The 20,713-nt window shown below is 69.8% G+C and carries 25 protein-coding genes; 20 read left to right on the top strand and 5 right to left on the bottom strand.

From position 1 onward, the window contains the following. Positions 1-24: 24 nt before the first annotated feature. The 6 genes from moaA to GGQ61_RS07785 are packed head-to-tail and all read left to right on the top strand — an operon-like array spanning position 25 to position 3,958. Positions 25-1,062: a GTP 3',8-cyclase MoaA gene (gene moaA, locus GGQ61_RS07810; protein WP_183771290.1), complete on the top strand. Its 1,038-nt coding sequence runs from the start codon at positions 25-27 to the stop codon at positions 1,060-1,062. Between the two features lie 4 nt (positions 1,063-1,066). Then, complete coding sequence (locus GGQ61_RS07805; RefSeq protein ID WP_183771289.1) at positions 1,067-1,306, top strand: MoaD/ThiS family protein; 240 nt, start codon at positions 1,067-1,069, stop codon at positions 1,304-1,306. Beyond that, positions 1,303-1,755 (top strand): molybdenum cofactor biosynthesis protein MoaE, encoded by a 453-nt coding sequence (locus GGQ61_RS07800; RefSeq protein WP_183771287.1) that lies wholly within the window; start codon positions 1,303-1,305, stop codon positions 1,753-1,755. The genes GGQ61_RS07805 and GGQ61_RS07800 overlap by 4 nt, the downstream gene beginning before the upstream one ends. After that, on the top strand, positions 1,752-2,300 hold the full coding sequence (moaB, locus tag GGQ61_RS07795) for a molybdenum cofactor biosynthesis protein B (protein ID WP_183771286.1): 549 nt from the start codon (positions 1,752-1,754) through the stop codon (positions 2,298-2,300). The genes GGQ61_RS07800 and moaB overlap by 4 nt, the downstream gene beginning before the upstream one ends. After that, positions 2,301-2,771, top strand: coding sequence for a cyclic pyranopterin monophosphate synthase MoaC (gene moaC, locus GGQ61_RS07790; protein WP_183771285.1), 471 nt, complete (start codon positions 2,301-2,303; stop codon positions 2,769-2,771). Further along, positions 2,768-3,958, top strand: a complete 1,191-nt coding sequence (locus GGQ61_RS07785; protein WP_183771284.1) for a molybdopterin molybdotransferase MoeA — start codon at positions 2,768-2,770, stop codon at positions 3,956-3,958. Before moaC ends, GGQ61_RS07785 begins: the two co-directional genes overlap by 4 nt. On the opposite strand, the gene GGQ61_RS07780 is transcribed toward GGQ61_RS07785, so the two are convergent. After that, positions 3,955-4,938, bottom strand: a complete 984-nt coding sequence (locus GGQ61_RS07780; RefSeq protein ID WP_183771283.1) for an XdhC family protein — start codon at positions 4,936-4,938, stop codon at positions 3,955-3,957. The genes GGQ61_RS07785 and GGQ61_RS07780 overlap by 4 nt on opposite strands. A gap of 101 nt (positions 4,939-5,039) precedes the next feature. Here GGQ61_RS07780 and GGQ61_RS07775 point away from each other — a divergent pair, with 101 nt between their 5' ends. After that, entirely contained in the window at positions 5,040-5,915 is an 876-nt protein-coding gene (locus GGQ61_RS07775; RefSeq protein WP_183771282.1) for a bifunctional regulator KidO, read from the top strand. Here the strand turns inward: GGQ61_RS07775 and ald are convergent. Then, the gene (gene ald / locus GGQ61_RS07770) at positions 5,912-7,030 is read right to left on the bottom strand and encodes an alanine dehydrogenase (protein ID WP_183771280.1); all 1,119 of its coding nucleotides are present in this window, start codon (positions 7,028-7,030) and stop codon (positions 5,912-5,914) included. The genes GGQ61_RS07775 and ald overlap by 4 nt on opposite strands. Positions 7,031-7,089: 59 nt before the next feature. Further along, entirely contained in the window at positions 7,090-7,794 is a 705-nt protein-coding gene (gene mtgA / locus GGQ61_RS07765) for a monofunctional biosynthetic peptidoglycan transglycosylase (protein ID WP_183771278.1), read from the bottom strand. An 83-nt stretch (positions 7,795-7,877) separates the two neighbouring features. On the opposite strand from mtgA, the gene GGQ61_RS07760 reads away from it, so the two are divergent. Next, complete coding sequence (locus GGQ61_RS07760; RefSeq protein ID WP_183771276.1) at positions 7,878-8,543, top strand: nitroreductase; 666 nt, start codon at positions 7,878-7,880, stop codon at positions 8,541-8,543. Between the two features lie 105 nt (positions 8,544-8,648). Here the strand turns inward: GGQ61_RS07760 and GGQ61_RS07755 are convergent, their stop codons facing one another. Beyond that, the gene (locus GGQ61_RS07755) at positions 8,649-9,614 is read right to left on the bottom strand and encodes a WD40 repeat domain-containing protein (RefSeq protein ID WP_183771275.1); all 966 of its coding nucleotides are present in this window, start codon (positions 9,612-9,614) and stop codon (positions 8,649-8,651) included. Between the two features lie 205 nt (positions 9,615-9,819). Between GGQ61_RS07755 and GGQ61_RS07750 the strand changes: the two genes are divergently transcribed. Next, positions 9,820-10,251 (top strand): biopolymer transporter ExbD, encoded by a 432-nt coding sequence (locus GGQ61_RS07750; RefSeq protein ID WP_183771273.1) that lies wholly within the window; start codon positions 9,820-9,822, stop codon positions 10,249-10,251. 205 nt (positions 10,252-10,456) lie between these two features. On the opposite strand, the gene GGQ61_RS07745 is transcribed toward GGQ61_RS07750, so the two are convergent. Further along, positions 10,457-11,527 (bottom strand): CobW family GTP-binding protein, encoded by a 1,071-nt coding sequence (locus tag GGQ61_RS07745; protein ID WP_183771271.1) that lies wholly within the window; start codon positions 11,525-11,527, stop codon positions 10,457-10,459. A gap of 174 nt (positions 11,528-11,701) precedes the next feature. Here GGQ61_RS07745 and dmeF point away from each other — a divergent pair, with 174 nt between their 5' ends. From dmeF to GGQ61_RS07690, 11 genes are all read left to right on the top strand, one after another. Then, the gene (gene dmeF, locus GGQ61_RS07740; protein WP_221220922.1) at positions 11,702-12,619 is read left to right on the top strand and encodes a CDF family Co(II)/Ni(II) efflux transporter DmeF; all 918 of its coding nucleotides are present in this window, start codon (positions 11,702-11,704) and stop codon (positions 12,617-12,619) included. Between the two features lie 92 nt (positions 12,620-12,711). Then, a complete protein-coding gene (gene rplU, locus GGQ61_RS07735) occupies positions 12,712-13,212 on the top strand; it encodes a 50S ribosomal protein L21 (protein WP_183771269.1) in 501 nt (166 codons plus the stop codon). A gap of 28 nt (positions 13,213-13,240) precedes the next feature. Further along, on the top strand, positions 13,241-13,507 hold the full coding sequence (rpmA, locus tag GGQ61_RS07730; protein WP_183771267.1) for a 50S ribosomal protein L27: 267 nt from the start codon (positions 13,241-13,243) through the stop codon (positions 13,505-13,507). Between the two features lie 131 nt (positions 13,508-13,638). Continuing rightward, positions 13,639-14,175, top strand: a complete 537-nt coding sequence (locus GGQ61_RS07725) for a GNAT family N-acetyltransferase (RefSeq protein WP_183771265.1) — start codon at positions 13,639-13,641, stop codon at positions 14,173-14,175. Positions 14,176-14,253: 78 nt separating this feature from the next. After that, positions 14,254-15,303 carry a GTPase ObgE gene (gene obgE, locus GGQ61_RS07720; RefSeq protein WP_183771264.1) on the top strand — a complete coding sequence of 350 codons (1,050 nt, stop codon included), beginning with the start codon at positions 14,254-14,256 and terminating at the stop codon, positions 15,301-15,303. Beyond that, the gene (gene proB / locus GGQ61_RS07715) at positions 15,300-16,424 is read left to right on the top strand and encodes a glutamate 5-kinase (RefSeq protein ID WP_183771263.1); all 1,125 of its coding nucleotides are present in this window, start codon (positions 15,300-15,302) and stop codon (positions 16,422-16,424) included. Before obgE ends, proB begins: the two co-directional genes overlap by 4 nt. A gap of 69 nt (positions 16,425-16,493) precedes the next feature. Then, positions 16,494-18,059 (top strand): aldehyde dehydrogenase family protein, encoded by a 1,566-nt coding sequence (locus GGQ61_RS07710; RefSeq protein ID WP_183771262.1) that lies wholly within the window; start codon positions 16,494-16,496, stop codon positions 18,057-18,059. A 15-nt stretch (positions 18,060-18,074) separates the two neighbouring features. Next, on the top strand, positions 18,075-18,725 hold the full coding sequence (locus tag GGQ61_RS07705) for a nicotinate-nucleotide adenylyltransferase (RefSeq protein ID WP_183771261.1): 651 nt from the start codon (positions 18,075-18,077) through the stop codon (positions 18,723-18,725). Between the two features lie 79 nt (positions 18,726-18,804). Beyond that, a complete protein-coding gene (gene rsfS, locus GGQ61_RS07700) occupies positions 18,805-19,260 on the top strand; it encodes a ribosome silencing factor (RefSeq protein ID WP_343056076.1) in 456 nt (151 codons plus the stop codon). Positions 19,261-19,301: 41 nt separating this feature from the next. Continuing rightward, a complete protein-coding gene (gene rlmH, locus GGQ61_RS07695; RefSeq protein WP_183771260.1) occupies positions 19,302-19,766 on the top strand; it encodes a 23S rRNA (pseudouridine(1915)-N(3))-methyltransferase RlmH in 465 nt (154 codons plus the stop codon). 35 nt (positions 19,767-19,801) lie between these two features. Beyond that, positions 19,802-20,647, top strand: coding sequence for a murein hydrolase activator EnvC family protein (locus tag GGQ61_RS07690; RefSeq protein WP_246370586.1), 846 nt, complete (start codon positions 19,802-19,804; stop codon positions 20,645-20,647). The last annotated feature ends 66 nt before the right edge of the window (positions 20,648-20,713 follow it).

The following is a 20,713-nucleotide window of genomic DNA, read 5'->3' as shown; positions in this document are numbered from 1 at the left end:
GTTCCCCTCTATCTAATGGGCAGCATGACGCCCTATGACGCCGCACCGCCGCAAGAGGCCCGCGTCCAGCCGCCGTTGATCGACGGCTTCGGACGCACGGTGAGCTATTTGCGCGTCTCGGTCACCGACCGCTGCGACCTGCGTTGCGTCTACTGCATGTCCGAGCACATGACCTTCCTGCCGAAGGCCGAAGTGCTGACCCTGGAAGAACTGGACCGCATCGCCTCGGCCTTCGTGGCGCTGGGCACGCGCAAGCTGCGGATCACCGGCGGCGAACCGCTGGTCCGCAAGGGCGTGATGGGGCTGTTCGAGAACCTGTCGCGACACCTGAAGTCGGGCGCGCTGGACGAGCTGACCCTGACCACCAACGGCACGCGGCTGGAGGAATTCGCCGCCGACCTGGCGCGGCTGGGCGTGCGGCGGGTCAACGTCTCGATGGACACCCTCGATCCGGCCAAGTTCCGGGTGCTGACCCGCGGCGGCCAGTTGCCAAAGGTCATCGCCGGCATCGACGCCGCTCTGGCCGCCGGCCTGTCGGTCAAGATCAACGCCGTGGCGCTGAAGGACGACAACGCCGGCGAGCTGCCGGACCTGATCGCCTGGGCCCACGCCCGCGGCTGCGACATGACGCTGATCGAGGCCATGCCGCTGGGCGAGATCGAGGTCGACCGCACCGACCAGTTCCTGTCGCTGAAGGACGTCCGCCGCGGGCTGGAGAGCTTCTGGACCTTGAGCGAGATCGCCCACCGCACCGGCGGCCCGGCCCGCTACGTCCGGATCGAAGAGACCGGCGGGCGATTGGGGTTCATCACCCCGCTCAGCCATAATTTCTGCGAGAGCTGCAACCGCGTGCGGCTCACCTGCACGGGCACGCTGCACACCTGCCTGGGCCGCGAGGACGCCAGCGACCTGCGCGCGGTGATCCGCGACGGCGCCGACGACGCGGGACTGGTGGACGCCATCCGTCTGGCGATCGACGCCAAGCCGCAGGGCCACGACTTCCAGATCGCGCGCGCCGCCGCCCCGGCGGTGGCCCGCCACATGTCGACGACCGGGGGCTGATGTCATGGCGCGCGTGCTGTTGTTCGGTCGCCTGAGCGACGTCGCCGGCTGGCGCTCGCGCGAGCTGGAGGCTGACTCGATCGCCGCCCTCACCGCCCTGCTCTCGGACGAGGACGCGGACCTGGCCGAGGCGCTGGCGCGGCCCGGCGTTCAGGTCGCCCTCGACCAGGAGATCGTGCGCGGCGACGCGGCGCTGACCGCGAGGTCCGAGGTCGCCTACCTGCCGCCGATGAGCGGCGGATGATCAGCCTGACCGACCAGCCGTTCGAGCCCGGCGCGCTGCTGACCGCCTTCAGCCAGGGCCGCGACGAGACCGGCGCCATCGCCACCTTCACGGGCCTGGCCCGCGCCGAGCGCGGCGCGACCACGACCTTGGAGCTCGAGGCCTATCCCGGCTTCACCGAGGCCGCGATCGGCAAGATCGCGAGCGAGGCCAAGGCCCGCTTCGCGCTCGACGACTTCCAGATCGTGCACCGGGTCGGCGCCATCGCGCCCGGCGAGCCGATCGTCTTCGTGGCCACCGCCGCCACCCACCGCCGCGCGGCCTTCGAGGCCTGCGATTTCCTGATGGACTACTTGAAGAGCCGCGCCCCCTTCTGGAAGAAGGAGACCGGCCCCGACGGCTCGCGCTGGATCGAACCGCGCGACCAGGACCACGCCGACATCGCCCGATGGGAGAGCACCAAGCCATGAACGCCTTCACCCCCGGCGGCCGCATCGACGAGAGCCAGGCGATCAGGCCCGTCCGCATCGCGGTGCTGACCGTCTCCGACACCCGCGACGAGGAAAGCGACACCTCCGGCCACGTGCTGGCCGAGCGGATCAAGACGGCAGGCCACGAGCTGGCCGACAAGGGCATCGTCAAGGACGACGTCGCCCAGATCCGCGAGCAGATCAAAGCCTGGGTCGCTTCCGGCAGCGTCGATGCGATCATCACCACCGGCGGCACCGGCATCACCGGCCGCGACGTTACGCCTGAAGCGGTCGAGCCGCTGTTCGACAAGAAGATCGACGGCTTTTCGGTGATCTTCCACCTGGTCAGCTACCAGTCGGTCGGGCTCTCGACCCTGCAGAGCCGGGCCACAGCCGGCATCGTCGACGGCGTGTTCGTGTTCTGCCTGCCCGGCTCCAACGGCGCGGTGAAGGACGGCTGGGACAAGGTGATCTCGGCCCAGCTCGACAGCCGCCATGGCCCCTGCAACATGGTCGAGCTCATGCCCCGGCTGCTCGAGCAGTAAGTGAGCAAGCTCACCCACATCGACGAGACCGGCCGCGCCCAAATGGTCGACGTCTCGGACAAGGCGGTGACGTCCCGCGAGGCGACCGCCGAGGGCTTCGTGCGCATGGACGCCGCCACCCTGGCCCTGGCGCTGTCGGGCGACGCCAAGAAGGGCGACGTGCGCGCCGTCGCCGAGATCGCCGGAATCATGGCCGCGAAGAAGACCGCGGACCTCATCCCTCTCTGCCACCCGCTAGCGCTCAGCAAGGTCGAGGTGCGGGTCGAGCCGGCAGAGGGCGGCATGTCGGTCACGGCGCGGGTGAAGACCTCCGGCCAGACCGGCGTGGAGATGGAGGCGCTGACCGCCGCCTCGGTCGCCTGCCTCACGGTCTACGACATGCTGAAGGCGGCCGACAAAGGCATGACCATCGAGACCGTGCGCCTCTTGACGAAGAGCGGCGGCAAGTCCGGCGACTGGGCCCGCGCATGAAGCTGATGCCCGTCGACGACGCCCGCGCGGCGATGCTGGCGCAGGTCGCCGCCCTGCCCGCCGAAACGGTCGCCCTGAAGACCGCCATCGGCCGGGTCCTGGCCGAGGACGTGACCGCGGTCCGCCACCAGCCGCCGTTCGACGCCTCGGCCATGGACGGATGGGCGCTGCGCAGCGCCGATGCGCCCGGGACTTTGGCCGTCGTCGGCGAGAGCGCAGCCGGCCACGGCTATGAAGGCGAGCTGAAACCGGGCCAGGCGGTGCGGATCTTCACCGGCGCGGCCATGCCGGCCGGCGCCGACACCATCGTCATCCAGGAGGACGCGACCCGCGAGGGCGACCGCGTCACGGTCTCGGCCTCCGCGCCCGGCGCCAATCTCCGCCCCGCCGGCGGCGACTTCAAAGCCGGCCAGGCGCTGCTGAGCGCCGGAACCCGCATCGATCCCTGGCGGTTGTCCCTGGCGGCCTCCGCCGGGCGCGCCGAAGTCCTCGTCCACGCCCGGCCGCGGGTGGCGATCGTGTCCACCGGCGAAGAGATCGTCGAGGCGCCGGCCGCGCCGGGCCCCTACCAGATCTACGATTCCGGCGCGCCGGCCCTTGCCGCCATGGTCGAGGGCTGGGGCGGCGCGGCCTTCAAGTGCAAGCCAGTGCGCGACGAGTTGGACGCGGTGATCGGCGCCCTGCGCGACGCCGACGCCGATCTGATCGTCACGGTCGGCGGCGCCTCGGTCGGCGACCACGACCTGGTGCGCGCCGCAGCCCAGGCGCTCGGCCTGTCGCTCAAGGTCGCCAGCGTCAATGTCCGCCCCGGCAAGCCGACCTTCTTCGGGGTGCTCGGCGACGGCCGCCGGATGCTGGGCCTGCCCGGCAACCCGGCCTCGGCCTTCGTCTGCGCCGAGCTGTTCCTGAAGCCCATCGTCATGAAGCTGCAGGGCGGGGCCGAAAACCTGCCGATGGCGAGCGCCAAAACCGCCGTGCCGTTGGCCGCCAACGGCTCGCGCGAGCACTGGATGCGGGCCAAGCTCAGCTACGTGGACGGCAGCCTGATCGCCGAGCCCTACCGCGACCAGGACTCCTCGCTGGTCAGCGTCTTCGCCGCCGCCGACGCCCTGCTGCGCCGCGCCGCGAACGCCCAGGCCCTGGCCGCCGGCGACCTGGTCGAGGTGCTGCCGCTGGCGCGGGCCTAGGCCGTCGCCCGCTTCGGGGTCGCCTTGCGCGGTTCCTCGGCGAGGCGCGCATGGCGCAGGGCGGTGATCTCGCCGACCACCGACAGCGCCACCTCCCAGGGAGCCTTGCCGCCGATGTCGAGGCCGATGGGAGCGTGCAGCTGCTGCAGCCGCGCCTCGGGGAAGCCGGCCGCGCGCAGCGGGGCCAGCCGCTCGGACAGCCGCTTGCGCGCGCCCAGCAGGCCGACATAGCCGGCGTCGGACGGCAGGGCCGCGGCCAGCGCCTCGCGATCCATCTCGAGATTGTGGGTGGCGATGGCGATCGCCGTCCAGGCGTCGGTCCCGATCGCCGCCAGCGCAGCTCCCGGCTCGTCGCGGCGATAGGCGATCCCGGCGATCGGCGGCGGGCTCTGCGGGCCCTTGGGCCGCACCAGCGTCGTCTCCATGCCCGATTGGACGCCCAGTTGGGCGATGGCCAGAGCGGTCGGGTCGGCCCCGAACACCACCAGCCGCGGGGTCGGCTCATAGGCCTGGACGATGGCCCCGTCCCAGGGCGTCGGCGCCGTCCCGCATTCGCGGCGGACCCCGTCGCTGACCCAGACCACCGGCCGGCGGGCCTCGTGGGCGGCCAATAGTTCGAGGAGGGCCGGGTCGTCGGGGGTCACGCGCTCGACGAAGATCTCGATCCGCGCGCCGCACAGCAGCTGGATGTCGGGCCAGGGACTGCCCGCGCCGTAGACCAGCCGGCGGGGCGTTCCGTCCTCCAGGCAGGCGAAGGCGTGATCGGCCACGTCGCTTTCCACGCAACCGCCGGAAAAGTAACCGGAGACAATCCCGTGGGCGAACACCATCTGGGTTCCCGGCGGCCGCGGACCGCCGCCTTCGACCGAGGTCAGGGTCGCCAGGGCGATGGGCAGATTCCCTTGCTGGGCTTGGGCCAGCGCGGGGCGGACGTCGTCGGCCATGCCGAACATCGGCCATTCGGGGAGCGGCTCTCGCATGGCTCGACTTTAACTCCCTGGAAAGGTCCTAGACACCGCTTCTTTAGGCATTGCGACGAAGATGGCGCTTCCTCGCTTCCGTATCCAGCGTCACCGGCTTCATGATCTCACCGCTCTCCAAGCTCGGCCTCGGCTCCGCACAGTTCGGTCTGGACCAGACCACGCTGGTGCGCGGCCGCGCGCCCAAGGCCGAAGCCAGGGACATCCTGGACATCGCCGCGCGCGCGCAGTTGCCGGTGCTGGACGTCGACGGCCATTCGGCGGTCGCCGAGGCGGCGCTGGGCGAATCCCTGCCGCGCCCGACCCCGTTCCGCATCTCGATCTCGACCGTGCGCCCCGACCGCGGCCCCGACTATGTCGAGGCCGAGGCCCGCGCCACCCTTCGCCGCCTGGGCGTGGAGCAGGCCGACGCCATCCTGGTGCCCTGCGCCGCCGATCTGTTCGGCCCGCACGGCATGGCGCTCTGGAATCGCCTGAAGGCGATGAAGGACGCCGGCCTGACCCGCAAGATCGGGGTCTCGGTGTTCGCCTCCGATGATCCGCTGGGCGTCGCCCGCCGCTTCCGCCCGGACATCGTCCAGGCCCCCGCCTCGCTGCTCGACCAGCGGCTGCTGATCGACGGCACCCTGGCCGCGTTGGCCGGCCTCGGCATGGAGGTCCACCTGCGCTCGATCTTCCTCAACGGCCTGCTGTTCCTGCCGCCGGACCGCGCCCCGACCCACCTGAAGGCCGCCGCCAGCCGCATCTCGCGCGCTCGCCGGCTGATCGCCGAGGGCCGCTCGGACCCGCTGCAGGCCGCGCTGGGCTTTGCGCTCTCGCGCGTCGAAGCCGCGACTGTTCTGGTCGGGGTGACCTCGGCCGCCGAACTTTCGGCCGTGATCGCCGCGGCCTCCAGCCCGCCGCCGGACCTCGACTGGGACGAGATGGCGATCGACGATCCGGTCGCCCTCGACCCGCGCGCCTGGGCCGCGGCCTAGCGCTTGGCCCAGACCCCGAACGGGTCGACGAAGTCCTTCCCCAGCGCCTGCGCCACCGCCGGGTGAGTGATCGCCCCGTTCAGCACGTTCAGCCCCTTGGCCAGGTGCGGGTTCTCCCGCAGCGCCTCCAGCCCGCGATCGGCCAGCGCCAAGCCGAACGGCAGGGTGGCGTGGACCAGCGCCTCCGACGAGGTTCGGGGCGCAGCCCCCGGCATGTTCGCCACGCAATAGTGCACGACGCCGTCGACCACATAGGTCGGGTCGGCGTGGGTGGTCGGACGCGAGGTTTCGAAACAGCCGCCCTGGTCTATCGAGACATCCACCAGCACCGAGCCGGTCTTCATCTGTTTCAGGTGCTCGCGACGGACCAGCTTGGGCGCCGAGGCCCCCGGGGTCAGCACCGCCCCGATCACCACGTCCGCCTTCAGCACCTCCTCCTCGACCGCGTCGAGCGTCGAGTAACGAGTCAGGATGCGGCCGAGGAACATGTCGTCCAGCTGGCGCATGCGCGGGATCGAGCGCTCGACCACCACCACCTCGGCGCCCAGGCCCGCCGCCATCCGCGCCGCATTGGCCCCGACCACGCCGCCGCCCAGCACGCAGACCCGCGCCGGCGGCACGCCCGGCACGCCGGAAATCAGCAGCCCCATGCCGCCGTTGTGCTTGAGCAGGGTCTCGCCAGCCGAGAACACAGCGATCCGGCCAGCCACCTCCGACATCGGCGCCAGCAGCGGCAGGCCGCCGGCCGCGTCGGTCACCGTCTCGTAGGCGATCGCCGCGCAGCCGGACGCCAGCAAGCCGTCGGCCTGCTCGGGATCGGGCGCCAGGTGCAGGTAGGTGAAGAGGATGTGGTCGGGGTTCAGCCGCGCCCATTCGCTGGGCTGCGGCTCCTTGACCTTCACGATCAGCTTGCTGGCGGCGAAGATCGCCGCGGCGTCTGCGACGATGGCGGCCCCCGCGCGCCGATAGGCTTCGTCGGAATAGCCCGCTCCAGTACCCGCGCCCGCCTGCACCGCCACCTCGTGGCCGCGCTCAACATACTCGCGGACGGCGGTGGGGGTCAGTCCCACCCGATGCTCGTTCGGCTTGATCTCGCTGGGAACGCCGACCTTCATGCAGCCGCCTCCGTCAAGGTTTGAGCCCCCGCGGAATTGGATGGCTTATCGACGCGCGGTCAACCCAGAACGCAGGCGGCCATGCCCTCGCGGTTGATGGTCCCCGCCGCCTTGCCGATCTTGCCCGAGCGGCGCTTCACATAGGGGCCTGGCGTCGCCGCCTTCCACTTCAGCGGGCTGGGCAGGATGGCCGCCAGCCGCGCGGCCTGGGCCGGGGTGAGCTTGGCGGCGCTGACCCCGAAGTTCTTCTGGGCCGCGGCCTCGGCGCCATAGACGCCCGGGCCCCACTCGATGGAGTTGAGGTAGACCTCCATGATCCGCGGCTTGCCCCAGATCACCTCGATCAGCACCGTGAAGTAGGCTTCCAGGCCCTTACGGACATAGGAGCGGCCCGGCCACAGGAAGACGTTCTTGGCGGTCTGCTGGCTGATGGTCGAGCCGCCGCGCAGCTTCTTGCCCTTGGCGTTGGCCTCGTAGGCCTTTTCGATGGCCTGGAAGTCGAAGCCGTTATGCTCGCAGAACTTAGCGTCCTCGGCGGCGATCACCGCGCGCACCAGCCGCGGCGAGATCTCGTCCAGCGGCTTCCAGCGGCGGTCGAAGCCGCGTCCCTCGGTCACCCGCTGGACCATCAGCCAGGTCACCGGAGGCGGCACGAAGCGGTAGATGGCCGTGACCATCACCGGGCCGATCAAGCCGAAGATCAGCACCAGCAGCAGAAGCCCGCGCACCAGCCGACCGAACAAACCCCGAGACGCCTTCGCCAAGACCCTTGCCCTTACCCCACGGCCGGATAGTAGCGATGCTTTGAGCCAGGTTTCCGGTCAAGCCGCCGCAAGGACGCAATCTGTTGAACGTTTCCGACGCCGTCGCCGCCCGCATGTCCGTCCGCGCCTTCAGGCCCGACGTCCCGTCCGCCGCCGTGGTCCGCGAAATACTGGAGGCGGCGGCCCGCGCCCCGTCCGGCGGCAACCTGCAGCCCTGGCGGGTCTACGCCCTGGCCGGCGAGCCGCTCGCGCGCCTGAAGGCGGAGGTTGCGGCCAATCCGATGGGCGAGGCGATGGAGTACGACGTCTATCCCCCGGGCCTCTGGGAGCCCTTCCGCACCCGGCGGTTCAGGAACGGCGAGGAGCTCTACGCCTCGGTCGGCATCCCGCGCGAGGACAAGCCCGCCCGCCTGCGCCAGTTCGCCCGCAACGGCGAGTTCTTCGGCGCACCGGTCGGCCTCTTCTTCTGCCTCGATCGCAAGGTCGGCCCGCCTCAATGGTCGGACGTCGGCATGTACATGCAGACCGTGATGCTGCTGGCGACCGAGCGCGGCCTCGACACCTGCGCCCAGGAGTACTGGGCCCGCTATCCTCAGACCGTGGCCAAGGCGGTCGGGCTGCCGGACGACCACATGCTGTTCTCGGGGATGGCGCTGGGCTGGCGCGACGAGACCGCGCCGATCAACGGCTTCCGCTCCACCCGCGACCCGTTCGAGACCTGGGGCGAACTGAAGGGATTTGAGTCCTAGCTCCTCCCCCGCTGCGCCGCCCAGGGTTGTCATCCCGGTTTGCGAAGCAAGACCGGGACCCATGAACACCAGATGGGCGGGATGAGGCGCCCTTGAGGTCGCCGCCTAGACGCTCGCCACGCCGGCCGCGCCGTCCTCGTCGCCCCAGGCGACGCGGGTCCCGTCCTTGCTCATCGCCAGGGCCGCGATCGCCGCACCCTTCTCGGCCTTCAACGGGATGATCTTCTGGCCAGCCAGGTCGCAGGCCCAGACCCGGCCGTCGTCCAGCCCGGCGCAGACCCACTGGCCGCCCGGCATGCCGTCAACCCGCACGACCATGGCGCTCTCATCAAAGCCGACCTCGGCCGCCTGCTTGCCCATCGGCCCCGTGGCGCCCGCGAAGGGCCAGGCCACCAGGCCGTTGGCGCCGGAGGTGATCAGCAACTGACCCTTGGCGACGAACGACATGCTTTTGACCTTCACCGGATAGCCGCCCATCCGCAGGTTCTTCTCGTCGGCGACCCGCCAGCCGTGCAGGGCGTTCTCCTGCATCGCCGACATCAGGAACTTGCCGTCCGGGCTGAAGGCCAGGCCCACATGGCTGCCGGCCCACTTCAGGACATAGGGTTTCTGCTCGGCGATCTTGGCGTACCAGAGCCAGGCGCCCCCATAGGTCGCCGCGGCGACACGACGGCCCTTCGGGTCGAACACCACGGCGGCCACCGACTTCTCGTGCGTGAAGGTGCGGGCGAAGGCCGGATCGGAGGTGTCGCGGACATGCAGGTCCTTGCCGGCCGAAAAGGCGATCAGCTTGGAGTCCGCCGAGGCGTCGACCGAGTCGATCCAGCGGCCCGGGATCCTGGCGATCTCGACAGCGCCCGAAGTCCGCGACCAGACGACGCGTCCGTCGTCGCCGCCGGTGATCAGGCCCTCGCCGCTGGGGTGCAGGCAGGCGCAGAGAATCGCCCCGTCGTGGGCTTCGATCTGCTCGCCCGACTCGAATCGGACGGTGCCGTCGCCGAGGGCGAACAGGGCTCTGCCGTCCTTTCCGAAAAGGGCGGCGGTGACATAGGCGTCGAACTGGAAAGTCATGGCCGGGTCTTACCTGCCTAACATTGGTCTTGGCGAGAGGCGGAATCACTCGGATTCACGCCTCGCAAACAGGCGCCGAGCAGAGCAGGCCGTCAGATGGACGCAAGTTCGCAGGTTCGGGCTTTACAAGCGCATTTTGATTAGCGAAGGGTGTCGCTGACTGTGCGGCGGCCCCAGTGTAGGGGCCCTAGGGAAGGAAATTCATATGGGTGCGAAGCTGGGAGGCGGAGGCGGCGGCAAGTTCGACCTCGGCCAAAACAGCGACATCAACGTCACGCCCTTCGTGGACGTGATGCTGGTGCTCCTCATCATCTTCATGGTGTCGATCCCCGCGGCGACGGTGTCGATTAAGCTCGACCTGCCGCCGGCGATCCCGCCGCCTCCGGGCGCGAAGGTCGAAGAGCCGACGCTGATCAATGTTCAGCAAGGCGGCAAGATCTTCATCGGCGACGTGCCGACCAGCCTCGACACGCTGCCGGCGGATCTGACCCGCATCCTGGACAAGCCGGAACCGACCGAAGAGCGCGTTTACATCCGCGCCGACCGGACCGTTCGCTACGGCGACTTCATGGCGGTGATGAACACCCTGCAGGGCAACGGCTTCTTCCAAGTCGCCCTGATCAACGAAGAGCTCTAAGCAGATCTTCGGACGCGAATAGAAAGGCCCGCCCAGGGAAACCCGGGCGGGCCTTTTCTTTTGCGCCGGCTTCCACCGCTCCCCGTCGTCATGGCCGGGGCGGCAGGTCCCGGCCATCCATGCACGCGAATCTATCCGCAAGGTCTGAGCATATGGACCCCCGGCGCGCTGTCGCGGCCGAGGATGACGATCATCACAGTGGCCCTTAGGCCGCGCAGGCCTCGAAGCCCTCGCGCAGCTTGGCCTCGTCGAGGTTGCGGCCGATGAACACCAGCCGGCTGTAGCGCTTGTCGCCGTCCTTCCACTGACCTTGGAAGTCGCCTTCGAGGATCATGTGCACGGCCTGGAACACCAGGCGGCGATCCTCGCCCTGGACGTCGAGGATGCCCTTGGCGCGCAGAATGTCCGGCCCCTGGTCCTGCAGGACCTGGTTCAGCCAGTTGGTCACCCGTTGCCCGTGGATCGGTTTGTCGAGCGTGAGCGAGATGCCGCGTATGCCCGCTGCCGCCGCATGGTCCTCATGATCATGGTCGTGGTGACCGTGGTCATGATCGTGGTGATGATGATGGTCGTGATCATGGTCGCAGTCCTCGTCGTGAACGTGGCCCGGTTCGCCGTGGGCGGGATTGAGGAATTCCGGCTGCACCTCGGTGATGCGAGCCAGGTCGAAGCTGCCGCGGCCGAGAATCGCCTCGAGCGGCACCTGAGAGCGTTGGGTGCGGTGGATCGGGGCCAGCGGGTTCAACCGGCGGATAGACGCCTCGACCGCGCGCAGCTCCTCCTCGGTGACGAGGTCGGTCTTGTTCAGCACGATCTGGTCGGCGAAGGCGATCTGCTCGACCGCTTCCCTGGAATCAGCCAGCCGCAGCGGCAGGTGCTTGGCGTCGACCACGGTGGTGACGCTGTCGAGCTGGGTTTTGGCCTTCACGTCGTCATCGACGAAGAAGGTCTGGGCGACGGGGCCCGGGTCGGCCAGTCCGGTGGTCTCGACGACGATGGCGTCGAACTTGCCCTTGCGCTTCATCAGGCCCGAGAGCACGCGGATCAGGTCCCCGCGCACGGTGCAGCAGACGCAGCCGTTGTTCATCTCGAAGACTTCTTCGTCCGCGCCGACGATGAGGTCGTTGTCGATCCCCACCTCGCCGAACTCGTTGACGATGACGGCGTACTTCTTGCCGTGGTCCTCAGTGAGGATGCGGTTCAAGAGCGTGGTCTTGCCGGCGCCGAGATAGCCGGTGAGGACGGTGACGGGGGTCTTGTCGGTCATGGACGTCATCTAGTCACTGATCGTGGCGAAGGGAACAGTCTGCGGCCATCGACCGCTTGACCACTATATAGGTGTTATCGAATAACATCGCGCCCCGGGCCCATCGGCCGAAGTGCGACAACACCCGTTCCTGCGCCCATATCGGCGCGCGCGCTCCCCGATCGCCGCTATATAAGAGCCCTCGTGACCTCCTCCGCCCCTGAACGCCAAGGACAGATGGACGCCTTCCGGGGCGACCGCGTGTATCTGGGCGCCGACCACGCCCGCAACGAGCGGCGGACCTGGCTCGTGGCGGCGATCTGCGTGCTGACCCTGGCCGTCCAGATCGGCGGCGGGCTGGCCTTCAATTCGATGGCCCTTATCGCCAACGGCGTGCACATGGCCGCCCACGTCGCCGCATTGGCGGTGGCGGCCGGCGCCTACCGGATGGCGCGCCGCTACGCTCAGGATCATCGGTTCTCGTTCGGCACCGGCAAGCTCGGCTACCTGGCCGGTTTCGCCAACGCCGCGGTGCTGGCGATCAGCGCCGTGCTGGTGGCGATCGAAAGCGGGCGGCACATGCTCTCGCACGCTCCGGTCGCCTACGACGGGGCGCTGGCCCTCGCCGGCCTGGCTCTGGCGATCAACCTGATCTGCATGTGGCTGCTGCGCCCCGCCCACGCCCATGACCATGACCGCGACGGCGACCTCAATCTTTCGGCCGCACACCTGCACCTGGCGGGCGACGCGGCGGTCTCGGCCCTGGCCATCGTCGGCCTCGGCCTCGGACGCGTGTTCGGCTGGGCCTGGGCGGACGGACTGGCGGGCCTCGCCGGCGCGGCGCTGCTGGCCCACTTCGCCTGGCGGCTGATGGTGCGCACTGGCTCGGTGCTGCTGGACGTCAATCCCTCGCCGGAACTGACCGCCGAAATCCGCAAGCGCATGGAGAGCGGCGGCGAGCGCCTGCTCGACCTGCATCTCTGGCGTCTAGGGCCTGGCCACCACGCCGCCATCGTCGTGGTCGAGGCGCGCGAGGTCGTGGCTGCTGAAATCTACCGCGCGCGACTTGCCGGCTTGCCGGGTTTGAGCCACGTGACCGTAGAAACACGCCAGGCGCGTTGACTCTCAACAGTCCCTCTGTATAAGTCCGCGCCTCTCGCCCGCGGGCTATCTCGCGGGCGCAATCCATTTTGCTATAGTCCAAGGCGCCAACGATGTACGCGGTGATCAAAACCGGCGGAAAGCAGTACCGGGTTCAAGCCGGTGACCTGCTGGTCGTCGAAAAGCTCGACGGTGAACCGGGTGCGGAAGTCGCGTTCGGCGACGTCCTCCTGCTCGGCGATGGTGAGGCCATCACGGTCGGCGCCCCGCTGGTCGACGGCGCGAAGGTCTCCGCCACCCTGATCGAAACCCGCAAGGGCGAGAAGGTGAAGATCTTCAAGAAGATCCGCCGCCAGGGCTATCGCCGCACCCGCGGGCACCGCCAGTCGGAAACCGTCCTGCGCGTCACCGCGATCGACGGCGCCGGCAAGTCGGCCAAGTGGGACGGCAAGGTCGACCTGACCTCGAAGGCCCTGCTGGACGCTCGCGCCCGCAACCTGAAGAACGTGGTCGCCGAACTCGAAGCCGCCGCCGCTCCGGCCCCGGCCGAAGCTCCGGCCAAGAAGGCTGCGCCGAAGAAGGCCGCCGCCAAGAAGTCTGACGCCGCCGAATAAGCGCGCACTAGAGAGTTAGGAGAGAGCTATGGCTCACAAGAAATCTGGCGGCTCTTCGCGCAACGGTCGCGACTCGGCTGGCCGCCGCCTCGGCGTGAAGAAGTTCGGTGGTGAAGCTGTCGTCGGCGGCAACATCATCGTGCGCCAGCGCGGCACGAAGTTCTTCCCGGGCGACAATGTCGGCATCGGCAAGGACCACACCCTCTTCGCGACCGCCGCCGGCGCCGTGAAATTCGTGACCAAGCGCGACGACCGCACCTACGTGAACGTGGTTGTGGCTCAAGCGGCTGAATAATCAGGCGAACCTCTTGAAACCGGGTTCGCCGTAAGGCGGACCGGGCAGAGTGCTTCCGAGGGGGAGTCCGGACCGCCGGACTCCCCCTCTTTGCGTTCTGGGGCCCCGACAGAGGGCCGGGAGGTAGACCGATGTGTGCGATCGAACTGGAGCCTGTCATCACGACGCAGCGGCTGCGGCTGCGTAAGCCCCGCAGGGCCGACGCAGCCCGCCTGGCGGTCTACGCCAACGATTTCGACGTGGCCCGCATGACCACCGGCATGCCCTATCCCTATGGGGTGGAGCACGCCGAGGGCTTTCTCGAAAAGGCCGGCGAGGCCGACCCCGCCCGCGAGGCGGTGTTCGTGATCGACCACCCCGAGCATGGCGCGATCGGCGTCCTGGGCTTCGACGCCCGTGACGGCGGCGAGCGCGAGATCGGCTATTGGGTCGGCCGGCCGCACTGGGGCCAGGGCTACGCCACCGAGGCGGCGAGCGGCGCGCTGGTCTGGGCGCACCGCACCTGGGGCCGACGCTACATGCATGCCGGCCACTTCGCCGACAACCCGGCCTCGGGTCAGGTGCTGTGCAACGCCGGCTTCCTCTACACCGGCGACGTCGAGATGCGCCCCTCGATCGCGCGGGGCGGACTGGCCACCGCGACCCGGATGATGGTGTGGCTGGCGTAAGGCCACACGCGCGATGAATCGAAGCGCCCCGCAGCCGCAAGGCTCGACGGGGCGCTTCCCATGCTACAAAAGGCCCCAATGAAGTTTCTCGACCAGTGCAAGATCTATGTCCGCTCCGGAAACGGCGGCGGCGGCGCTGTGTCGTTCCGGCGCGAGAAGTACATCGAGTACGGCGGTCCCGACGGGGGCGACGGCGGCAAGGGGGGCGACGTCTGGATCGAGGCGGTCGACGGCCTCAACACCCTGATCGACTACCGCTACCAGCAGCACTTCAAGGCCGGCACCGGCATTCACGGCATGGGCCGCAACCGCCATGGCGGCGCTGGCGACGACGTGGTGCTGAGGGTTCCTGTGGGCACCGAGGTCCTCGACGAGGACAAGGAAACCCTGATCGCCGACATGGATGTCGCCGGCAAGCGCGTCCTGTTGCTCAAGGGCGGCAACGGCGGCTGGGGCAACGACCGCTTCAAAGGCCCGATCAATCAGGCCCCGCGCCACGCCAACCCTGGCCAGGAAGGCGAGGAGCGCTGGATCTGGCTGCGCCTGAAGCTGATCGCCGACGTCGGCCTGGTCGGCCTGCCCAACGCCGGCAAGTCGACCTTCCTGGCCGCGGCCAGCGCCGCCAAGCCGAAGATCGCCGACTATCCGTTCACGACGCTGGCCCCCAACCTCGGCATGGTCGATCTCTCGCCCAGCGAACGGTTCGTGCTGGCCGACATTCCCGGCCTGATCGAAGGCGCTTCGGAGGGCGCCGGGCTCGGCACCCGCTTCCTCGGCCACGTTGAGCGCACCGCCGTGCTGATCCACCTGGTCGACGCCACCCAGACCGACGTCGCCGAAGCCTGGCGCACAGTCCGCGGCGAACTGGAAGCCTATGGCGAGGAGCTGGGCGACAAGACCGAGATCGTCGCCCTCAGCAAGATCGACGCCCTCGACGACAGCGTCATCGAGATGCAGCGCGAGGCCCTGGAAGAAGCCACCGGCGGCAAGGTCCGCCTGGTCTCCGGCGTGTCGGGCAAAGGCGTCGTCGAACTGCTGCGGGAGGCCTATGGCATGGTCCGCGAGCGCAAGGCCGAGATCGCCCAGGAGGAGGCCGAACAGACCGGCGGAACGGGCTGGACGCCGTGAGCGGCCTGGGGGAGGCCAAGCGCGTCGTCGTCAAGGTCGGCTCCGCCCTGGTGGCCGGAGAGGCAGGCCCTGACTCGGCATGGCTCGCCGCCTTCGCCGCCGACGTCGCGCGGCTGCGCGCCCGCGGCCAGCAGGTGCTGGTGGTGTCGTCCGGCGCTGTGGCCCTTGGCCGCCGCCGGCTCGCCATGGGCCGCCGCAAGCTGACCCTGCCGGAAAAGCAGGCCTGCGCCGCCGCTGGCCAGTCCGAGCTGATGCGGGCCTGGGAAGAAGCGCTTGAGCCGCACGGCCTGGTCGCCGCCCAGGTGCTGATCACCCGCGACGACACCGAGATCCGCAGCCGCTGGCTCAACGCCCATGCGACGCTCACCACCCTGCTGTCCCTGGGCGTGGTTCCGGTGGTGAACGAGAACGACACTGTCGTCACCGAAGAGATCCGCTACGGCGACAATGATCGCCTCGCCGCCCGCGTCGCCCAGATGATCCGCGCCGAGGCCCTGGTCCTGCTGTCGGACATCGATGGCCTCTACACCGCCGATCCGCGCAACAACCCGGACGCCGAGCATCTGCCGCGCATCAGCCAGCTGACGCCGGAGATCGAGGCGATGGCCGGCGGCGCCAACGCCAGCGCCGGGGTCGGCACCGGCGGCATGGCGACCAAGATCATGGCCGCCCGCATCGCCCAGTCGGCCGGCTGCGCCACCATCATCACCCTCGGCCGCCGCCCCGCCCCCCTCGCCGCGATCGAGGCCGGCGACAAGGCGACGGTGATCGAGCCGTCGGTCTCAGTCGCAGCCGCATACAAGGCCTGGATCGCCGGCTCGCTGGCGACCTCCGGCGCGGTCATCGTCGATAACGGCGCAGCCAAGGCGCTGGCTACCGGCAAGAGCCTGCTGGTCGCGGGCATGCTTGCCGTCGAGGGTCGCTTCGGCAAGGGCGACGCAGTTGTGGTGGTCGACGAGACCGGCCGCGAGATCGCCCGCGGCCTGGCCCGCTACGACTCTGAGGACGCCGGGCGCATTCGCGGCCTGAAGTCCGACGCCATCGAGGGCGTGCTGGGCTTCACCTACGGCCCGATGATCCACGCCGACGACCTGGCGCTGGCGGCGCGCACGCCAGCCTGACCTGACGACGGATTTGCGACGGGCTCCAAAGGAGCCTACTAAACCTCAAACTGAGCATTAGGGCGCGTGATGGACGACGCGGCGGCGAGCACCAAGGCCGAGACGGGAGCCCGGACGGGCAAGCTGGAGACGCTGGTCGCCGGCATGCCGATCCCGTTCGGCGGCGACCGCGTAGCGTATGTCTCCGACAAGCTGGCGGCAGCCTTCGCGCCGGGCGACCGGCTGGTCGTGGTTCAGGAGACCGGCGACCTGCTGCATGTGCCGGCCGCCGTCCAGGCGATCGCCGCCGGCGCCGTGGGCCGCGCCCATGAGGCGTTCGGCCAGCTCGCCCGGGTCGGCGACGAGGCGATCACCGCCTTCTTCGCCGCCTTCGCCGACAACCTCGCCGACGACGGGGCCTGGAGCGCGATCGCCAAGGCCAACGCCGACGACGTCGCCCGCGCCCAAGCCCGCGGCCGCTCCACCACTCGCCTCGCGGTCAGCGAGGCGATGCGCGCCGACATGATCGCCGGCCTGCACGTCTGGCGCGACGCCAAGGTCGGCCGCGGTCGGCTGGTGGAGCGCGTTGAGCATCCGGGCTGGAGCGTCGAGCAGGTCGCCGCCCCCCTGGGCGTGGTCGGCTTCATCTTCGAGGGCCGCCCCAACGTCTTCGCCGACGCCACCGGCGTGCTGCGCACCGGCAACACCGTGGTCTTCCGCATCGGCTCGGACGCGCTGGGCACCGCCCGCGCCATCGTCGAGCACGCGCTCGACCCGGCGATCGAGGCCGCGGGCCTGCCGCCCGGGTCCGCCGCCCTCGTCGACAGCCCCGAGCACGCCGCCGGCTGGGCGATGTTCTCCGATCCGCGCCTGGCCCTGGCCGTCGCCCGCGGCTCCGGCCCCGCCGTCGCCCAACTGGGCGCCATCGCGCGCCAGGCCGGCGCGCCGGTCAGCCTGCACGGCACGGGCGGCGCCTGGATGGTGGCCGCCGCCGACGCCGATCCGGCTCGCTTCAAGGCCGCCGTCTACCACTCGCTGGACCGCAAGGTCTGCAATACGCTCAACGTCTGCGCCATCGTCCGCGAGAGCGCCGACGCGCTCGTTCCGGCCTTCCTCGAAGCGTTGGACCTCGCCGGCGAGCGCCGCCGCAATGTGAAGCTGCACGTGGTCGAGGGGTCGGAAGACGCCCTGCCCGCCGCCTGGCGCCAGGCCCGCGTGGTCGTCGGCCGCGCCGAGGGCGACGTCGAGGAGCCCAAGGTCGAACTGCTGGCCGAGCGCGACCTGGCCCGCGAATGGGAATGGGAAGAGACCCCGGAGCTGACCCTGGTGCTGGTCGACAGCGTCGAGGCCGCCGCCGCCCTCTTCAACCGCTACAGCCCGCAGTTCGCCGCCAGTCTGATCTCAGCCGATCCTGCCGCGCACGAGCTATTCTATGGCGCCGTCAACGCGCCGTTCGTCGGCGACGGCTTCACCCGCTGGGTCGACGGCCAGTTCGCCCTCGACCGGCCCGAGCTCGGCCTCTCGAACTGGGAGCAGGGCCGCCTGTTCGCTCGCGGCGGGGTCCTGTCCGGCGACGGGGTGTTCACCGTCCGCGCCCGGGTCCGCCAGAGCGACCCCAACCTCGACCGCAATCCGGCCACGGCGAAAACGCTTTGAAGTCCGGGGACGTCCATGTGGTTCGCCGGCCCCGCTAGGCGCCGGCCCGGTGCGGGGCGTCCGGGGGCCCTGCGGCTCGGCTTCGAACTGAAGCCGGGAATGCGCGTGGGCCTCTATGGCGGCTCGTTCAATCCGGCCCACGAGGGCCACGCACACGTCGCCGAGACCGCCCGCCGGCGACTGCAGCTCGACCGGGTGATCTGGCTGGTATCGCCGCAGAACCCGTTGAAGTCCGCGCGCGAGACCGCGCCGCTGGCCGAACGCATGGCCGGGGCCCGGACCGTCGCCCGCGGCCGCAGCATGATCGTCAGCGACGCCGAGACCCGGCTGGGCTCGCAGTACACCATCGACACCATCCGCGCCCTCAAGGCCCGCTTTCCGGGAGTCGACTTCGTCTGGATCATGGGCGCCGACAGCCTTGCGACCTTCCACCGCTGGCGCGGCTGGACGCAGATCATGGCCGAGGTCCCGGTGGCCGTGGTCTCGCGGCCGTGGATCTCGCTGAAGAGCCGCTCCTCGCCCGCGGCGCGGCGTTTCGCCACCACCCGGGTCTCGTTGCAGGAAGCCAAGCTGCTCCCCGGGGCCACCCCGCCGCGCTGGGTGTTCCTCACCGGCCCCTTGAATTTCCAGTCGTCCACGGCCTTGCGCGCCCGTCAGGCCAAATAGCCGCAGGCCAGGGCGGGAACGATCCCGAAGCCGCCGGCTTGAAGACTCGTGACGCTGGGCTGACCAAAGCCCCCAATCCGTGCTAAGGGTCTCCCAGCGAGGCAACAAAGGAGCGACCCCGCTGAGCCCTGACCCTGCGCCTAGAGCGCACGAAGCCCCGGTTTCCGGCGCTTCTTCCGACCCCGAGGCGAAGATCACCGCCCTCGGCGACCTGATTCTGCAGCGCCTGGATGATGACAAGGCGCAGGACGTCGTCTTCATCGACCTGAAAGGCAAGAGCGCCGTCGCCGACGCCCTGATCGTGGCGTCCGGGCGTTCGCACCGTCATGTCGGCGCGATGGCCGACCACCTGCTGCGGGCGCTGAAGGAAGAAGGCCTGGGCAAAGCCCGGGTCGAAGGCCTGCCGCACTGCGACTGGGTGCTGATCGACACCGGCGACGTGATCGTTCACCTGTTCCGCCCGGAAGTGCGCCAGTTCTACAACATCGAGAAGATCTGGTCGGTCGATTCCGCGCACCGCACGCCGACGAGCTGATTTTCCTCCTCTCCCATCACGATGGGGGAGGAAAAGACCGCATGAAAATCACGATCCTCGCCGTCGGACGCCTGCCGCGCTCGCCGGAAGTCGAGCTGGTGAAGCTCTATGTCGACCGCGCGACCGCCGCCGGCCGTTCGCTCGGCCTTGGTCCGGTCGATGTCATCGAGGTCGAGTCCCGCAAGCCGGGCAAGGGGCCTGAAGCCGACGTGCTGCGGCCCCACCTCGAAGGCGCCCACGTCATCGCCTGCGATGAGCACGGAACGGCCAGGGCGTCGCGCGCATTCGCCGCCGAGATCGGCCGCCTGCGCGACGACGGCGTGCGCCGTCTGGTTTTCATGATCGGCGGGGCCGATGGCCTGGACCCGTCGCTGCTCGCCGCCGCCCATGGCAAGCTGGCCTTCGGGCCGCAGACTTGGCCCCACGCCATGGCGCGCGCCATGCTGGCCGAGCAGGTCTACCGCGCCGTCACCATCCTCGCCGGCAGCCCCTATCATCGCGATTGAGGGCGCGCGGAGCTCAGTCTATCCCTGATGCGATGATGCGCCGCGGCGTCCTCCTGACCAGCACCTGCGCGGCCGCCGCGACCCTGGCGGCCGGCGCGATCGCCTATGCGGCCACCGAGAGCCAGGCCCGGCTGGAACGGCTCAACGTCCGCGAGACCGTGCTTAGCGCCGAACAGGGGCGCAACCTTAACCGCATGGCCAGGCTGCTGACGGCGCTGGCGCAGTTCCGCCGCGATCCGCCGCCCGCCCTGCTGGTCAGCCCCGGCGACGCCACGGATGCGGTGCGCGCCGCCATCCTGGTCAAGGCGATCACCCCCGAACTGCAGAAGCGCGCCAAGGTCTACGCCGCCGAAGCGGGCGAGATCGCCCGTCAGCGTCGGTTGGCCGCGGTGGCGAGCGAAGCGCTGTTCACCTCCGACTCCGAGCTGGCCGAACGCCGCGAGCGACTGGAGGCCACCCCGCCGGGCGCGGCGCCCGTCGAAAGCGGCCCGATCACCCCGCCGATTCGCCTGCTGGCGCCGGCGAAGGGCAAGCTGGTCCAGCGCTACGGCGCGCCGCTCACCGGCGGCGGCGAGGCGTCTGGCGTCACCTTCGCGGCGGACCACGGCGCCTCGGTCGCAGCGCCCGACGCCGGCCTCGTGCAGTTTGTAGGCCCCGTTAAGGGGTGGGGGACTATTTTGATCTTGCGGCTGGCCGGGGGCTACCATCTGGTATTGGCTGGCCTTGATCGAACGACGGTCGGGGTCGGTCAATCAGTCGCGGCGGGCGCGCCTGTCGGGTGGATGACGGATGGACGAAACTCCCCATCTGAACTCTATCTGGAGGTCCGAGAACGCGGCGTTCCAGTCGACCCGGCCAGATGGCTGGACGGGCTGAGCTGAAAATAGAACCAATTCCGCCGGATTCCTCGCGGAACATGGGTTCGGGAATACCGGTGCGGCGCCGTT

Source organism: Phenylobacterium haematophilum (genome assembly GCF_014196295.1).
GTDB classification, from domain to species: Bacteria; Pseudomonadota; Alphaproteobacteria; order Caulobacterales; family Caulobacteraceae; genus Phenylobacterium; species Phenylobacterium haematophilum.
The sequence above is the reverse complement of the archived record's forward strand: the minus strand, read 5'-3'. Positions and strand labels throughout refer to the sequence as shown.

What these genes read in the sequence shown, in the direction of transcription:
- moaA (WP_183771290.1), top strand. Translation starts at nt 25, where the DNA reads ATGACGCCCTATGACGCCGCACCGCCGCAAGAGGCCCGCGTCCAGCCG.
- GGQ61_RS07805 (WP_183771289.1), top strand. Translation starts at nt 1,067, where the DNA reads ATGGCGCGCGTGCTGTTGTTCGGTCGCCTGAGCGACGTCGCCGGCTGG.
- GGQ61_RS07800 (WP_183771287.1), top strand. Translation starts at nt 1,303, where the DNA reads ATGATCAGCCTGACCGACCAGCCGTTCGAGCCCGGCGCGCTGCTGACC.
- moaB (WP_183771286.1), top strand. Translation starts at nt 1,752, where the DNA reads ATGAACGCCTTCACCCCCGGCGGCCGCATCGACGAGAGCCAGGCGATC.
- GGQ61_RS07785 (WP_183771284.1), top strand. Translation starts at nt 2,768, where the DNA reads ATGAAGCTGATGCCCGTCGACGACGCCCGCGCGGCGATGCTGGCGCAG.
- GGQ61_RS07780 (WP_183771283.1), bottom strand. Translation starts at nt 4,938, where the DNA reads ATGCGAGAGCCGCTCCCCGAATGGCCGATGTTCGGCATGGCCGACGAC.
- GGQ61_RS07775 (WP_183771282.1), top strand. Translation starts at nt 5,040, where the DNA reads ATGATCTCACCGCTCTCCAAGCTCGGCCTCGGCTCCGCACAGTTCGGT.
- ald (WP_183771280.1), bottom strand. Translation starts at nt 7,030, where the DNA reads ATGAAGGTCGGCGTTCCCAGCGAGATCAAGCCGAACGAGCATCGGGTG.
- GGQ61_RS07755 (WP_183771275.1), bottom strand. Translation starts at nt 9,614, where the DNA reads ATGACTTTCCAGTTCGACGCCTATGTCACCGCCGCCCTTTTCGGAAAG.
- GGQ61_RS07750 (WP_183771273.1), top strand. Translation starts at nt 9,820, where the DNA reads ATGGGTGCGAAGCTGGGAGGCGGAGGCGGCGGCAAGTTCGACCTCGGC.
- GGQ61_RS07745 (WP_183771271.1), bottom strand. Translation starts at nt 11,527, where the DNA reads ATGACGTCCATGACCGACAAGACCCCCGTCACCGTCCTCACCGGCTAT.
- rplU (WP_183771269.1), top strand. Translation starts at nt 12,712, where the DNA reads ATGTACGCGGTGATCAAAACCGGCGGAAAGCAGTACCGGGTTCAAGCC.
- rpmA (WP_183771267.1), top strand. Translation starts at nt 13,241, where the DNA reads ATGGCTCACAAGAAATCTGGCGGCTCTTCGCGCAACGGTCGCGACTCG.
- GGQ61_RS07725 (WP_183771265.1), top strand. Translation starts at nt 13,639, where the DNA reads ATGTGTGCGATCGAACTGGAGCCTGTCATCACGACGCAGCGGCTGCGG.
- obgE (WP_183771264.1), top strand. Translation starts at nt 14,254, where the DNA reads ATGAAGTTTCTCGACCAGTGCAAGATCTATGTCCGCTCCGGAAACGGC.
- GGQ61_RS07710 (WP_183771262.1), top strand. Translation starts at nt 16,494, where the DNA reads ATGGACGACGCGGCGGCGAGCACCAAGGCCGAGACGGGAGCCCGGACG.
- GGQ61_RS07705 (WP_183771261.1), top strand. Translation starts at nt 18,075, where the DNA reads ATGTGGTTCGCCGGCCCCGCTAGGCGCCGGCCCGGTGCGGGGCGTCCG.
- rlmH (WP_183771260.1), top strand. Translation starts at nt 19,302, where the DNA reads ATGAAAATCACGATCCTCGCCGTCGGACGCCTGCCGCGCTCGCCGGAA.
- GGQ61_RS07690 (WP_246370586.1), top strand. Translation starts at nt 19,802, where the DNA reads ATGCGCCGCGGCGTCCTCCTGACCAGCACCTGCGCGGCCGCCGCGACC.